Raw genomic sequence first — 13,865 nt, 5'->3', positions numbered from 1 at the left:
ATTTCCATAGCTGAAGTTAGTTCAATAAGTTTTTCTTAGTCTAATCCTAAGCTTTAGTGTAATGGGGGGAACAAAAGTTGTTGTTTATGGGCTTAGTACAGAAGGATATGCTATTGCATCCCAAATGGCCATTAAAGGAGCTGATGTTTACATTATTGATGAATCAACACCATCTGCAATTTCGCTAAAAGCAGAAATTGCTAAAACTTATCCTAATGTTTCGTCTCTAAAAGAAGATGAACCATTACTAGCTATGGAGCCAATTGATGTAGCAATATCAAAAGCTCAATATCTGTTTTTTACTCCCCGAATCAGAAAAACTGGTCAAGATATCAAAACTGAAATTCATTCAAAATTCAAGGATGCTACTGCGTCTTTAAAGAAAAAAAGTTCTGTTGTTTTTACTTTGCCAACAGGATTTGGTGGAAATAATGAAAATATTTCTTTACTTGAGCATGTTACAGGGCTTCAAGTCGGAAAAGATATTTCATATTTTTATTATCCTTTAGAAAGTACTGATCAACAACCAAAAATCGTTGGTTCTTTCAATGGTAAAAAAGACTCAGTACTATCTGATTTGTTAACTATTGGAAAAAAAGAAAAAAACTTTGTTGCAATTTCATCTTCTGAGCATTTTCATGCAATAAATATCCTCTCAAGATTTTCAAGTTTGTGTAGTGTATTAGAAGTTTGTAAATATGCACAAGATGAAATCACTAAAAATGATCTGTCTTCAGACGATTTTCAAGAAATATTCCTTGATGATATGGTTGGTGGTTTATTAGATCTTAAATCCTTAGGTTCATCTTTTGAGGGTGCCAACACACTCATGTATCTAATTAATGGAAGTGTAAAGGGAATTGATGGTTACATTAAACGATTGATTGATGAAATACGTGCAACATTAAAGAAAAATGATCTTAAAGCTAGTAGAACTAAGATTGCATTATCTTGGACACTTGATCAACATTCAATGCGTGGGGATAAAATTGAAATGCTTCAAAATTTGACTTCAAGACTACGTGATTATATTGGTGATGTTGAGGCATATGAAGATCCAAACTTTGATCTATTTCACAGTGATAAGACAACAATTGTTGTGGCTTGTTCAAAATCTGATTTTACAAGGATTGAAAAAACTAAACAAGATACTGATTTGATTATTGTCAAAGCAAATCCTTTATGCGAAACAATTCAATAATAGTATAAATTAGCTAAACTAGTATTTTGTTTGAATTGTCTAATGATGATGAATCTGATGAAATCACTGTAAATGTTGTTTCTGAGAATGAAACTGATGAACCTGTTGAGGAATCAGAATTTTCAGAACCTGTGAAAGAAAATTTATCAGAGTTGTTAGATGCAGAAAAACAAAAAACTTCTGAATGTGAAGAAAAATTAAAACATATTTTAGCAGATTTTCAAAACCTTTCTAGAAAAACACAATCTGATATTGAAAATGGTGTTAATGCTAGAGTCGATGAATTTCTATTGGATTTTCTAAAAATCTATGATGATTTTATTCGTGCAAGAGATGTCTTTTCTGAAAATAAAATTAATACTGAAGGACTTGATTCAATTTTAAAAAATATGGACTCTTTATTGAAAAAATATGAAGTAGCTCCAATTGATGCATTAGGGGAAATTTTTGATCCAAATCTTCATGAAGCAATTTCAATTATTACTGATCCTGATTTAGATGATAATACCATTATCAAAGAGATCAGGAAGGGATATATTTCTCAAAAGAGGGTTATAAGACCAACATTAGTAGAAATTTCAAAAAAAGGATGATGATTAAAAATGACTAAAGTAATAGGTATCGATTTAGGAACGAGTAACTCTGCTGCTGCAGTAATGATGGGTGGAAAACCAACAATAATTCCTGCTGCTGAAGGTCAAACTGCAGCTGGAAAAGCATTTCCATCAGTAGTAGCTTTTTCAAAAGAAGGTGATCTTTTAGTAGGTGAGCCTGCTCGTAGGCAAGCTGTTACGAATCCTGATAATACTATTGTTGCAGCAAAACGAAAAATGGGTTCTGATTACACATTTAAAATTCAAGATAAAGAATACAAACCTCAACAAATCTCTTCATTCATTCTACAAAAAATAAAAAAAGATGCTGAAGCATTTGTTGGTGAATCTGTAGAAAAAGCAGTTATCACAGTTCCAGCATATTTTGATGATAATCAACGTCAAGCAACCAAAGATGCAGGAACAATTGCTGGGCTTGATGTTGTTAGAATAATTAATGAACCAACTGCAGCATCCTTAGCATTTGGACTAGATAAAGCAAAAGAAGACATGAAGATTCTTGTATTTGATTTTGGTGGTGGAACATTAGATGTTACCATCATGGAAATGGGAGGTGGTGTTTTTGAAGTAATGAGTACCTCTGGAGATACTCAACTAGGTGGAACTGATATGGATAAAGTTTTGATTGATTATGTTGTTGATGAATTCAAGAAAAAAGAAGGAGTTGATCTTTCTCAAGACACAACTGCAATGACAAGAATAAGAGAAGCTGCAGAAAAAGCAAAAATTGAATTATCTACTGTTATGGAAACTGATATTAATTTACCATTTATCGCACATGATCCATCATCTGGTGCAAAGAATCTTGAATTAAGATTAACCAGATCTAAATTAGATGAATTAATCAGACCTATAGTTGATCGATGTAAACCTTCAATACAAAAATCACTTGAAGATGCAAAGCTCTCAACTTCTGATATTGATAAAATAGTCATGATTGGCGGACCTACAAGAATTCCACTAGTTAAAAAATTTGTTAGTGACGTTATAGGAAAAGAAGTTGAATCTGGTGTTGATCCTATGGAAGCAGTTGCAATGGGTGCTGCTATCCAAGCAGGAATTATTGCTGGAGATGTTACTAGTGATATAGTTCTACTAGATGTAACCCCATTAACTTTGGGAATTGAAACTCTAGGTGGTGTTCGAGAACCATTAATTGAAAGAAACACTACCATTCCTACATCAAAAAGTAAAGTGTTTACAACTGCAGCTGATAATCAGACAGCCGTAACTATTCATGTCGTACAAGGTGAAAGACCTATGGCCACAGATAATGTATCATTAGGCAGCTTTAATCTTACAGATTTGCCTCCTGCTCCAAGAGGAGTACCTCAAATTGAAGTAAAATTTGATATTGATGCAAATGGAATCATAAATGTTACTGCAAAAGATCTTGGAACCCAAAAAGAAGCAAAAATTACTATTGAAACAAAAACAAAGCTTTCTGAAGAAGAAATTGAAAAATTAAAGGAAGATGCTGAAAAATTCTCTGAGGAAGATAAAAAGAAGAAAGAAAAGATTGATCTTAAAAATGAAGCAGAAAGTTACATTTACACTACTGAAAAATTAGTTAATCATGATCTAAAAGACAAAATTTCTCAAGAACAAGGAATTAAAATTACTGATGCTGTCAAAGAAGTAAAAGAAGTTTTAGATAAAGAACCTGAAGAATTAAAACCAAAACTTGAAGCCTTACAATCTCTAGTAAATGAAGTGACTACAGAACTATACAAAAATGCAGCCCCACCACCTGGTGCTGATGGACAACAAGGTGCTGATGGACAACAAGGTGCTGATGGACAAACAACTAACTCATCTTCAAATGATGAAACAAAAACTAACTAATTTTCATAACTCAACCATTTATACATCAATTAGAATAAAGGAATGATTCATGTCTGCAAAAAGAGATTATTATGAAGTTTTAGGAGTATCTAAATCATCTTCAAATGATGAAATTAAAAAACAATATAGAAAATTAGCATTAAAATTCCATCCTGATAGAAATCAATCTTCTGAAGCTGCAGAACATTTTAAGGAAATATCTGAAGCATATGCAGTCCTTTCTGATCCTGAAAAAAAACAACTATACGATCAACACGGACATGCAGGTGTAGATGGAAGATATTCTAGTGAAGATATATTTCAAGGTGCACGTGGAGACTTTAGCGATATCTTTGGTCGTGGAGGTGGCGGATTCGATTCTATTTTTGAATCAATCTTTGGTCGTGGAGGTGGTGGATTTGGATTTGGTCAAGAACGAGGTTCTGATATTCTATATCAAACATCCGTCACACTAGAAGATGTTTTACATGGCAAACAAATGGAAATTGAATTACAAAAACAAATTCAATGTGACACCTGTAGTAGCTCGGGTTGTAAACCTGGTACCGATAAAAAGACATGTTCCTCATGTAATGGACAAGGTCAAGTAAGACAAACTCGTAATATGGGATTTGCTTCATTTGTTACTGCGGCACCCTGTTCTACCTGTAGAGGCCAAGGCTCACTTATTGAAACACCATGTGGTGATTGTAAAGGTCAAGGAAAGAAAAAAGGTTCAAAAAAAGTTACATTTGATATTCCACCTGGAATTGATTCAGGTGATTATACTGTACCTAATGAAGGAAATGAAGTGCCTGGAGGTTCTAATGGTGATCTAATTGTTAGAGTGAGAGTACAACCTCATCCAAAATTCAATAGAGATGGAAAAGATATTTTCTATGATCAAGATATTTCAATGGTTGATGCAGCGTTAGGATGCGAAGTAGTTGTTCCAACCTTAGAAGGAACAGAAAAAATTAAGGTTGATTCTGGAAGTCAACCAAACACAATTATCAAACTAAAAGGAAAAGGCGTGCCTCATATCAATTCTAGAGGTAGAGGAGATCAGTATGTTAGAATTGTTGTAAACATTCCTAAAAAACTTAGTAAACATCAAAAAAATCTCCTTGATGAATTTAAACAAACTATTGACTAAATAATATGAAAATCGCATTAGATGTAGATGGTGTACTTGCTGATGTTATCCAGTCATGGTTAAATCACAACAATTCAGTCAGACAAGAGATTTTAAAGCACCAGATTACTGATTGGGATTTTTGGAAAAAATTTGAAATTGATCGTTATGACTTTTATTCTGAATTAAACTCCTGTTGGGAAAATTGGACTTCAATCCCACCTACTGAAGAAAATTTGGCAACAGTTACAAAAAATCTCTCTGATATTGGTCAAGTAGATATTGTAACTGCAAGAGAACGTTCGACTGATTCTTTTGTGAAGAATTGGTTAGAACATCACAACATCTCTTATGATAACTATATTTCAGTAGTTGATGGTCCCATGAAAGCTAATTTAGATTATGATGTTTTTATTGATGATTCGCCATTAAATGCATTAAAATTTCTAGAAAATAACAAAAATGTAATTCTTTATTCTCAACCATGGAATCAACATATTGCTGAAAATACTGTTCACAGAATTTCAAATCTTTCTGAAGCAATTAAAAAATTAAATTAATCTTTTACAAATTTTTTGATATTTATCTGATGCCCTTTTCTGACATGAGTAGAATGAGTTGTCTTTAACAACTCTGAAATTTTATCATCGTCATAAAATTTAACGTTATAACGTCCTAGTATTTTTTTACAGTTTATACAATAAACTTCTTTGAATTCTATTCCCATTTTGGATTGATAGATGTTATACTTTCAGTATAATAAAGAAACTTATTCTAGATTTCAAAAATTCACAATGCGGGAGTCGCCCAGCTTGGCCAACGGCGTAAGGTTCAGATCCTTATCTTTTAGGAGTTCGTGGGTTCAAATCCCATCTCCCGCATAATTAGTTATTTTCTAATTTGTTTTTGATATTTTTTAAAAGAAGTTTGTTGATTGTTTCTCCAGATGCTTTACCTCTTAATTCCTTCATTGCAATTCCCATTAGAGGTCCAATTGCTCTTTCTTTTTGATTTTTTATAATTTCCTGATTATTTTCAACAATTTGATGACAAAATACCTCTAATTCTGACTCATCCACAGTTTCAATTGAAGCATTTTTCATTGCCTCTTCTATTGTCTGAGACTTTCCGTTCATAATGTTTTCAAAAATAATTTCAACTGATTCTTTAGTAATTATTCCTTCTTCCAAAAATTGAAATGTTTTTTCTATTTCTTTGTTTTTTAATAATTTTGAATCTAATCCACTTCTTTCTAAATTTGTTATAGTTGAACATAATATTGATGCTACAAATGTTGGGCTTACTTTGGTTTTCCCAATTATACTTTCAAATAATTCAAAATAGTTTGAATCAAAAAGTTGTTCTGATAATTGAAGATTTAGTTGATATTTTGTTTGTAGATCTTTGATTGAATCATCCCATGATTTGGGAATATTTTCTATTGCATTATCTAATTCTGCTTTTGAAATTATTATTGGAGGAATATCTGTTTCAGGATACATTCTTGCTGCACCTGGTCTTGGTCTCAGAAATTTAGTTTCTCCACTTTGAGTTGCTAATCTTGTATCGATTGGAATTCCTTCATTTCTAATGTATTCGATTCTCAAAATTATCTGATCTGTGACTATCTCCATTTTCTCTTCTGGAGCTGCCAAAATCAGAAACCCATCATTATCATTGATTTCTAAAATTATTTTCAAATCATCAATGTCTTCATTTTCAACACCGTAATTTGGTAACTCATCAGAATGAAAAACTCCACCTATTCCAAAAAATCGTACTAGTTCTGCTACTTCTTTTCCTAATCTAATTCCTTCGTATGGTGAATATCCAAACATACCTGCCATGTCTCTAAATGCAATACCAAATATTTTCTGATTTTTCTTTATGGCATTTTGAATAATTTTTGAACTACATTTTTTGAATAATTCTGTAATGTCTTTTCTATCATTATTGTTGTGAATACAATCAATTTCTTGTAATTTTTTTGAGATTTTTAATAATCCGTGTTGCCTTTTAGCCTCATATTCTACCACTTTTTCTAATTGATCAAGCTGTTGAACTCCCTTTACTTCTATTACAACACCCCCATCCTTAATTGAAACATTTACATCTTGTCGAATTGAACCCAAACCTCTTATCACTTTTTTAGTGCTTCTCAGAATTCTTCCTAGTGCCAATGCAATTTTTTTAATTTCATGTGGTTTTACTTCAAATGGTTCAGTGGCAATCTCGACTAGAGGAATTCCTAAACGCTCTAAGCCATATTTCTTGATTGAACCCTCTTCTCCTAAAATTTTTGCAGCATCTTCTTCAAGACAAATAGATTGAATTCCAATTTTTTTCCCATCTACATTAAAAGAACCTCCTTGTGAAATTAACATTGTACGTTGAAATCCTGTAGTGTTTGAACCATCTACTACAGTTTTTCTCATTGGATATATTTCACTAAATACTTGTGAACTTAGAGATGATGCAATAATTAATGCAGTTCTCTTTGCATCATCATCTAATTCATGTGGTGGTTCTTCATCTTGTTCAACTAAACAACTACTTTCTGTATTTGCAAAATACATTATAGTTTTTGATTTTGATTTTTCAAATAGTGCTGCAGGATCATATTCGCCTAATTCACTTTTGGCCGCACGTAATTTCCTTTGAAATTTGATAGAATATTCCTCTGTATCAATAGGTGTACAATTACAAAATAATTTTTTATTTGTGTCAAGTTGTTGATGAATCTCTAGTCCTACTTTAACTCCCAATCCATCTATTGAAAATTCTGCCATTTTTTCTCCTAAATTGATATTTCAGATGCAATGTTGTCAAGCATAATTTCTTTTACATCATCAATATTCTGAGTGTTTCCAAGGGCCCACATTGCTTTTACTAGTGCTACCTCTGGAAGCATATTTTCTAAAGGAATTATGCCTAAATTTAGAAGATCCCTCCCACTCTCGTATACTGTCATTCTTATTCTTCCGTCAATACACTGTGATGTCATGCCTAGAAACATTCCCTTTTCGTTGGCTTTTTTTACCGAATCATACATTACTCTTCCAACATGTCCTAATCCTGTTCCTTCAAAGATTATTCCTTTGTATCCACTATCAATAATGTGTTCAATTAATTTTGGATCATATCCTGGATAATATTTTACCAACGCAATCTTTGTATCTAGATTAATTTTTGGTTGAAATTCCTGAGTCTTATAGAACTCTTTAGACATATTTTTTTGAATTTTTTCTTCTGCAATTATGAATGCAGGATTATCTCCTATTGTTTCAAATGCACCTCGTTTACTAGTATGATTTTTCCTAACTCGTGTTCCAATATGGCATGCAACAGTATTGTCATTTTCATCATTATGCATGATGATGTAAACACCTTTTGTTTTACATTCTGTGATGAATTTTGTTGCGCCTATCAAATTTAATGCTGCATCAGATGATGCTCTATCTGAAGATCTTTGTGATCCAACTAAAACAATTGGAATTGGAAATCCTGCTAGTGCAAATGAAAGAAATGATGACGTGTAATGCATTGTATCAGTTCCATGAGCAATAATAATTCCTGAATAATCTGAATTTGAATAAGTACTAATTTTTTTTGCAATTTCTAACCAGTTTTCTGGCATTATATTTTCAGAGTATTCTGATAACAAAACTTCTGTATCGATATTTGCAATTTTTGAAAGTTCGGGAACTGATGAGTTTAATTCTTCAGCAGTCAATATTGGAGTAACTGCTCCTGTTCTATAGTCTACTTTACTTGCAATTGTTCCACCTGTTGAGAGTAACAAAACTTTTGGTAATCCTTCTATTTTGCTTATTTTTTCAGGTTTATCAATAATTTTTTCTGAGGATTGAATTTTCTCAACTTTCTTAATTTTTGCAATCTCTAACCCCACATTATATCCGCTCTTTAGTTTCAAAACAATATGCTTGTCATCACTATGTTCGTATCTTGGCATAATTATGCCTGAATACGTTATATCTGTGAGAATTTTTACTGAATCTCCTACTTTGACTTGACTTTTTTTAAGAAATTCTAACGAGTTTGCTTCATACCCTCTGTATTCTGACATTTATGAGAATTAGATTTGTTATTTAATTAAAACTACCTGTAATAGGAAGCAACTAATTTTTCTCCCATCTTGAGGTCTTTTTGTTCTCTTACTTTCTTTACTGCCTCTTCAAAATGTTTCATAGTTACCTTGGCATCAATACTATTTTTTTCAACGTCTTTGACGTCTGGGTGTTTGTCTAGGTATTCATGAATAACTAATGAAACTGCAGTATTTGCAATAGATGAAGTGTCAGCTCCACTCATTCCATCTGTAATTTCAGCAATCTTATCTATGTCTACATCATCTCCCATAGGTATCTTTTCAGCATTAATTTCTAAGATACGTTTTCTGCTATCTTTATCTGGATTTGGTACTTGAATGATTTTGTCAAATCTGCCTGGTCTTAGTAAAGCTGGATCGATCATATCTGCTCTATTTGTTGCAGCCAAGACAACAACTCCATGCATGTTTTCCATTCCGTCTAACTCTGTAAGTAATTGACTGACAACTCTTTCAGTAACTGCAGTTTCACCACCTGCTCCTCTAATTGGCGCAATAGAATCTATTTCATCAAAGAAAATTACACATGGGGCAGACTGTCTTGCTCTTTTGAAAATCTCTCTAATTCCTCTTTCTGATTCCCCAACCCATTTAGATAATAATTCTGGACCTCTAACAGAAACAAAGTTTGCTTCACTTTGTGTTGCAACAGCTTTAGCAAGTAATGTTTTACCTGTGCCACTTGGACCATGAAGTAATATGCCTCTTGGCATGGTATGTCCTAATTTATCATAAAGACCTGGATACTTCATTGGCCATTCAACTGCTTCCTGTAATTCTCGTTTTACATCTTCTAAACCACCTACTTCATCCCACTTTACATCTGGATTTTCAATGAATACTTCTCTCATTCCAGATGGTGTTACCTCAATCAATGCCTTTTGGAAGTCTTCATGATTCACAATTAGTTTGTCTAATGTTTCAGGTGGAATTTTTTCTTCCTCAAGATTTAGAATAGGCAATAATCTTCTCAAGCATTTCATCGCAGCCTCTTTACATAGATATTCCAAATCTGCTCCAACATATCCATGGCTAACTGATGAGATCTTGTCAATATTTACATCATCAGATAATGGCATGTTTCTACTGTGAATTGCAAGAATGTCTTTTCTTCCTTTTTTATCTGGAACTTTGATCTCAATTTCTCTGTCAAATCTACCTGGTCTTCTAAGTGCAGGATCAATTGCATTTGGTCTGTTTGTGGCAGAAATTACAATTACTTTACCTCTTGCCTCCAACCCATCCATTAAGGATAACATTTGTGAAACAACTCTTCTTTCAACTTCTCCAGTAACTTCTTCTCTTTTTGGCGCAATCGAATCTATTTCATCAACGAAGATAATTGAAGGAGCTTTTTCTCTTGCCTCTTTGAAAATTTCTCTTAATCTTGCTTCACTTTCACCATAAAACTTGCTCATTATCTCTGGACCTGAAATGCTGATAAAATGTGCATTACTTTCATTTGCAACAGCTTTAGCAAGTAATGTTTTACCAGTTCCTGGAGGTCCATACAATAATACGCCTTTTGGTGCTTCAATTCCTAATTTTTCAAAGATTTCTGGATGTCTTAATGGAAGTTCAATCATCTCTCTTACTTTCTTTATCTCATCAGTCAAACCACCAATGTCTTCATAGGTTACTTGTGGAACTCCACGTAATGTTTCTCCTTTTTCTGCAATATGGAAAACTGTCTTTTGTGTAATCAAAACTGCATCAGCAGCTGGTGTGACCCCGATTACTTGAAAAGTTAAACGTCCACCAAAATATGGAACCATTACATTGTCTCCTTTAATTAAAGGAACACTCTCTAAAGCATCTGCAAGGTATCTTTCATCAATTGGTGGAATTGCCTCTAATGGGGCAACTACTACCTTTTCTGCAGCTACTGCTTTGATTTTTCTAACTGAAATTGTGTCTCCAATTGCAATACCCGAATTATTTCTTCCAAGTCCATCAATTCTGATAATCCCTTTTCCTTCATCAGATGGATACAGTGGAAGACATTTTGCAACTGTTCTTCTCTTACCTTTAATTTCTATAACATCGCCTGTTGAGGCATTTAACGTATCCATAGAATCATAATCAATTCTTGCTACTCCTCTTCCAACATCTCTAGTGTATGCTTCCAAAACTTTTAGAGATAGGGCATTTTGGCTCATACTCAAATGCCCTCTGTCTAATTTTTATACCTTTGTGGTAATTTTCTCAAATGACAGGTAAAAATCACAAGCTTAAAATCCTCTTTAGGTAGGAAACGATCAGCTTGGGTAAGAGACCATTAGTAAGAAGACGTGGCCGTGGAGGAAATCAATTTAGATCTACTTCTACTGGCAAAGTAGGAACCAAAGCAAACTATCCTCGTTTTCCGCTATCTGAACAACATGCAGGTGAGATTATTGACCTTGTTCACGAGCGTGGTAGAGAAGCACCTTTAGCTAAAGTTAGATTTGAAGATGGGTCTGTATCGTTTGTTCCAGCAGTTCTTGGGGCAAAAGTAGGCACTACTTTACAATTTGGATTAAAATCAAAAATTGAGAAAGGAAATGTAATTAGCATTCAAAATATTCCTGATGGAACTATTGTATGTAATATTGAAAAGCACTTTGGTGATGGTGGTGCAATTGTTAAATCTGCAGGAACTGATGCAACTGTTTTCTCTCATGGTGATGAGGGTGTTACTGTTAAACTTCCTTCTGGAAAATTCACTACTTTAAATCCAAAAAATAGAGCTATGATTGGAACTCTAGCTGGAGGTGGATCTAGTGAAAGACCATTTATGAGTGCAGGAGGAAAATGGAGAAACTTCAAAGCTAAGGGAAAGAAATACCCAATAGTTCGAGGTGTTGCTCAAGCAGCTTATGTTCACCCACATGGTGGTGGTCGTCATCAACATGTTGGACAAAGTTCTACTGTTTCAAGAGATACTCCTCCAGGTGCTAAAGTCGGAAGCATTGCTGCAAGAAAGACTGGTAGAGCCAGAATTAAAGAAAGAAAGTAGTTTTTCTTTAACCTAAAATTGATTAATAGCTCCGAGAACTCTCTGTTAAATGTCAAATCAACGAATTAGGATTTTTGTAACTGGTAGAGTTCAAGGTGTTTTTTTTCGTCAGACATTGAAAACAAGAGCAATTCAAAATGATGTTTTTGGATGGGTAAAAAATCTCAAAGATGGACGTGTTGAGGCTGTTTTAGAAGGTGATGAAGAAAATATCAGTCGTTTGATTGAATGGGCTCATGGTGGTCCTGCAAATGCAATCGTTGAAGATGTGGAAATTAGAAACGAAAAATATACTGGTGAATTTTCAAAGTTTGATGTTTTGTATTAGTGAATTTCTTTATATGCTTCTTTAATCAAATCTTCAAATTCTGAAATTTTTTGGTCTTTATGGATATTGATGATTTTTGTAGGCTCTTTTCTATTTTTTTGAATTTTTATAACGACTCCTTCTTTTTGTGGTTCAACATCTGCAAACCATCGAAATGTCATTGACTTACAAAAAACAACTCTATGCATTCTGACATCTTCTATCGCATTTTCTCCTAAGGATAAACAAAATGCTCTAATTGAATCAAAAAGCGGCAAGACCTGAGTTGGAATTTGTTTCTTAAACTCCTCATAACTTCTTTTATTGCCAAATGAAATAATTCCTTCCATGATCTTGTAAATTTGATTTTAATAATAAATGGTAGCAGATCTGTTGGTTCCAGTCTAGACGAATAGCCCCATTTCAAGGCATACAAGATCCGCCACGTTGACGAGGAAGCGTGGATGCTCCACCTTAGGATTGCTCCCTCCCGGACCTCATCCCTTTCGATGGTTCGGTCTTAGAAGTCATCCCTTCGGATAATTCTAGTCCTGCAACCACCCGCCTCGGCGTGATTTCATTTCCGCACATCAAGCGGGAATTACCCATCTAGAGATTTACCCAACAGTTACTGATCTCTGCATATAGCCGGTTTCAGAACAGGGCACGGCTGGCACCCTAATCCTACCTACTACCATTTTTCCTAAAACAAAGTATGTTATATTTGCATTAGGTTTGGTTTTCTTTTAGTTTCAAAACCATGTTGCAAACTACGCATACATTTCCAGTACAGTCACTACCACATTTCTTACAACTCATTTTTTCTTTATAGTTTGATTCTTTTACAATATTGGATACTCTTAGAACTGATTTATACAAATTATTTTTAATTCCACTATGTTGCTTTTCTAATGAATTTAGAAATTCACGAATTTCAGTTCTTATTCCCTCATTCATGTGAGGACAAGGTTCTGATTGAAATGGTATGTCGTTTGTAAATGCATAAAATACTATTTCTGATTCGTATATTTCACAAAATGGTTTTATTTTTCGTAATGAATTTGAAGATGTATCAGGATCCATCCAACCAATCTTATTGGTATCTCCTGAAAGCATATTTATGACAAATGTTTGTAATGTGTCATCCAGATTATGTCCAGTTGCAATAACATCTGCACCAATATCTTTTGCAGCATGATCAATTGCCCTCCTTCTTAAAGTTCCACAAATTGAACATGATGATGTTTTTTCATTTTCCCTCAAATCTAATGCTTCATCAAGTGTTAATTCGAAAAGATCTTTGTAAGAGTAAATTTTGTGTTCTACACCCAATTCTCCACAAAACTTCTCTACAATTTCTAATGCCTCATTTCTATATCCTGGAATTCCTTCATCAATAGTAATTGCTTTGATTCTAAAATTATGAGTAGATGACATTTCATGAATGATTTTTAAGAGTGCTAAGGAGTCTTTTCCTCCTGAAACTGCAACTGCTACCAGTTCATCATTTTGAATCATTTTGTGCTTGGAAATAGTCTTTGCAGTTTTTCTTACAATGGAATTTGAGAAACATTCTGAACAGAGTTTTTGTCCAGAATATTTTCTAGTGTAAACTGCTGAATTTTCACACCCGTCACATTTCATGAGTTTAAATATT

12 protein-coding genes, 1 tRNA gene and 1 other RNA gene are annotated in these 13,865 nt (G+C 33.5%); 8 read left to right on the top strand and 6 right to left on the bottom strand.

Features of this window, described 5'->3' with window-relative positions; all coding sequences use genetic code 11:
* Nucleotides 1-61: 61 nt before the first annotated feature.
* The 6 genes from C6989_RS01555 (at nt 62) to C6989_RS01530 (ending at nt 5,655) form a co-directional block, all read left to right on the top strand.
* On the top strand, nt 62-1,201 hold the full coding sequence (locus C6989_RS01555) for a hypothetical protein (RefSeq protein WP_182126190.1): 1,140 nt from the start codon (nt 62-64) through the stop codon (nt 1,199-1,201).
* Between the two features lie 35 nt (nt 1,202-1,236).
* Nucleotides 1,237-1,794 (top strand): nucleotide exchange factor GrpE, encoded by a 558-nt coding sequence (locus C6989_RS01550; RefSeq protein WP_148702370.1) that lies wholly within the window; start codon nt 1,237-1,239, stop codon nt 1,792-1,794.
* Nucleotides 1,795-1,803: 9 nt separating this feature from the next.
* Entirely contained in the window at nt 1,804-3,660 is a 1,857-nt protein-coding gene (gene dnaK, locus C6989_RS01545) for a molecular chaperone DnaK (RefSeq protein WP_182126189.1), read from the top strand.
* Nucleotides 3,661-3,709: 49 nt separating this feature from the next.
* Nucleotides 3,710-4,795, top strand: coding sequence for a molecular chaperone DnaJ (dnaJ, locus tag C6989_RS01540; protein ID WP_182126188.1), 1,086 nt, complete (start codon nt 3,710-3,712; stop codon nt 4,793-4,795).
* Nucleotides 4,796-4,800: 5 nt separating this feature from the next.
* The gene (locus C6989_RS01535) at nt 4,801-5,334 is read left to right on the top strand and encodes a 5' nucleotidase, NT5C type (protein ID WP_148702367.1); all 534 of its coding nucleotides are present in this window, start codon (nt 4,801-4,803) and stop codon (nt 5,332-5,334) included.
* 236 nt (nt 5,335-5,570) lie between these two features.
* A tRNA-Leu gene (locus tag C6989_RS01530) sits at nt 5,571-5,655 on the top strand.
* A 3-nt stretch (nt 5,656-5,658) separates the two neighbouring features.
* Here C6989_RS01530 and gatE read toward each other — a convergent pair.
* The 3 genes from gatE to C6989_RS01515 are packed head-to-tail and all read right to left on the bottom strand — an operon-like array spanning nt 5,659 to nt 11,062.
* A complete protein-coding gene (gatE, locus tag C6989_RS01525) occupies nt 5,659-7,563 on the bottom strand; it encodes a Glu-tRNA(Gln) amidotransferase subunit GatE (RefSeq protein ID WP_182126187.1) in 1,905 nt (634 codons plus the stop codon).
* Between the two features lie 8 nt (nt 7,564-7,571).
* Nucleotides 7,572-8,861: a Glu-tRNA(Gln) amidotransferase subunit GatD gene (gatD, locus tag C6989_RS01520; RefSeq protein WP_182126186.1), complete on the bottom strand. Its 1,290-nt coding sequence runs from the start codon at nt 8,859-8,861 to the stop codon at nt 7,572-7,574.
* Between the two features lie 32 nt (nt 8,862-8,893).
* Nucleotides 8,894-11,062, bottom strand: a complete 2,169-nt coding sequence (locus C6989_RS01515) for a CDC48 family AAA ATPase (RefSeq protein WP_148702364.1) — start codon at nt 11,060-11,062, stop codon at nt 8,894-8,896.
* A 104-nt stretch (nt 11,063-11,166) separates the two neighbouring features.
* Between C6989_RS01515 and C6989_RS01510 the strand changes: the two genes are divergently transcribed.
* The gene (locus C6989_RS01510) at nt 11,167-11,901 is read left to right on the top strand and encodes a 50S ribosomal protein L2 (protein ID WP_182126185.1); all 735 of its coding nucleotides are present in this window, start codon (nt 11,167-11,169) and stop codon (nt 11,899-11,901) included.
* A gap of 49 nt (nt 11,902-11,950) precedes the next feature.
* Nucleotides 11,951-12,229 carry an acylphosphatase gene (locus C6989_RS01505; RefSeq protein WP_182126184.1) on the top strand — a complete coding sequence of 93 codons (279 nt, stop codon included), beginning with the start codon at nt 11,951-11,953 and terminating at the stop codon, nt 12,227-12,229.
* Here the strand turns inward: C6989_RS01505 and C6989_RS01500 are convergent.
* From C6989_RS01500 to C6989_RS01490, 3 genes are all read right to left on the bottom strand, one after another.
* Nucleotides 12,226-12,558 carry a DUF5655 domain-containing protein gene (locus C6989_RS01500; RefSeq protein WP_182126183.1) on the bottom strand — a complete coding sequence of 111 codons (333 nt, stop codon included), beginning with the start codon at nt 12,556-12,558 and terminating at the stop codon, nt 12,226-12,228. The genes C6989_RS01505 and C6989_RS01500 overlap by 4 nt on opposite strands.
* Nucleotides 12,559-12,589: 31 nt before the next feature.
* Nucleotides 12,590-12,903, bottom strand: an RNA gene (gene ffs / locus C6989_RS01495) — signal recognition particle sRNA.
* Nucleotides 12,904-12,937: 34 nt separating this feature from the next.
* The gene (locus tag C6989_RS01490) at nt 12,938-13,852 is read right to left on the bottom strand and encodes a TIGR00269 family protein (RefSeq protein WP_182126182.1); all 915 of its coding nucleotides are present in this window, start codon (nt 13,850-13,852) and stop codon (nt 12,938-12,940) included.
* Nucleotides 13,853-13,865: the final 13 nt, after the last annotated feature.

The organism is Nitrosopumilus sp. b2 (assembly GCF_014078535.1).
In the GTDB taxonomy this organism is placed as follows: Archaea; Thermoproteota; Nitrososphaeria; order Nitrososphaerales; family Nitrosopumilaceae; genus Nitrosopumilus; species Nitrosopumilus piranensis.
This window is presented reverse-complemented; position numbering and strand designations above follow the sequence as displayed.

Bases quoted from the DNA above. Each gene is read 5' to 3' on its own strand.
- C6989_RS01505 (WP_182126184.1), top strand. From the start codon at position 11,951: ATGTCAAATCAACGAATTAGGATTTTTGTAACTGGTAGAGTTCAAGGT.
- gatE (WP_182126187.1), bottom strand. From the start codon at position 7,563: ATGGCAGAATTTTCAATAGATGGATTGGGAGTTAAAGTAGGACTAGAG.
- C6989_RS01535 (WP_148702367.1), top strand. From the start codon at position 4,801: ATGAAAATCGCATTAGATGTAGATGGTGTACTTGCTGATGTTATCCAG.
- C6989_RS01555 (WP_182126190.1), top strand. From the start codon at position 62: ATGGGGGGAACAAAAGTTGTTGTTTATGGGCTTAGTACAGAAGGATAT.
- gatD (WP_182126186.1), bottom strand. From the start codon at position 8,861: ATGTCAGAATACAGAGGGTATGAAGCAAACTCGTTAGAATTTCTTAAA.
- C6989_RS01490 (WP_182126182.1), bottom strand. From the start codon at position 13,852: ATGAAATGTGACGGGTGTGAAAATTCAGCAGTTTACACTAGAAAATAT.
- C6989_RS01515 (WP_148702364.1), bottom strand. From the start codon at position 11,062: ATGAGCCAAAATGCCCTATCTCTAAAAGTTTTGGAAGCATACACTAGA.
- dnaK (WP_182126189.1), top strand. From the start codon at position 1,804: ATGACTAAAGTAATAGGTATCGATTTAGGAACGAGTAACTCTGCTGCT.
- dnaJ (WP_182126188.1), top strand. From the start codon at position 3,710: ATGTCTGCAAAAAGAGATTATTATGAAGTTTTAGGAGTATCTAAATCA.
- C6989_RS01500 (WP_182126183.1), bottom strand. From the start codon at position 12,558: ATGGAAGGAATTATTTCATTTGGCAATAAAAGAAGTTATGAGGAGTTT.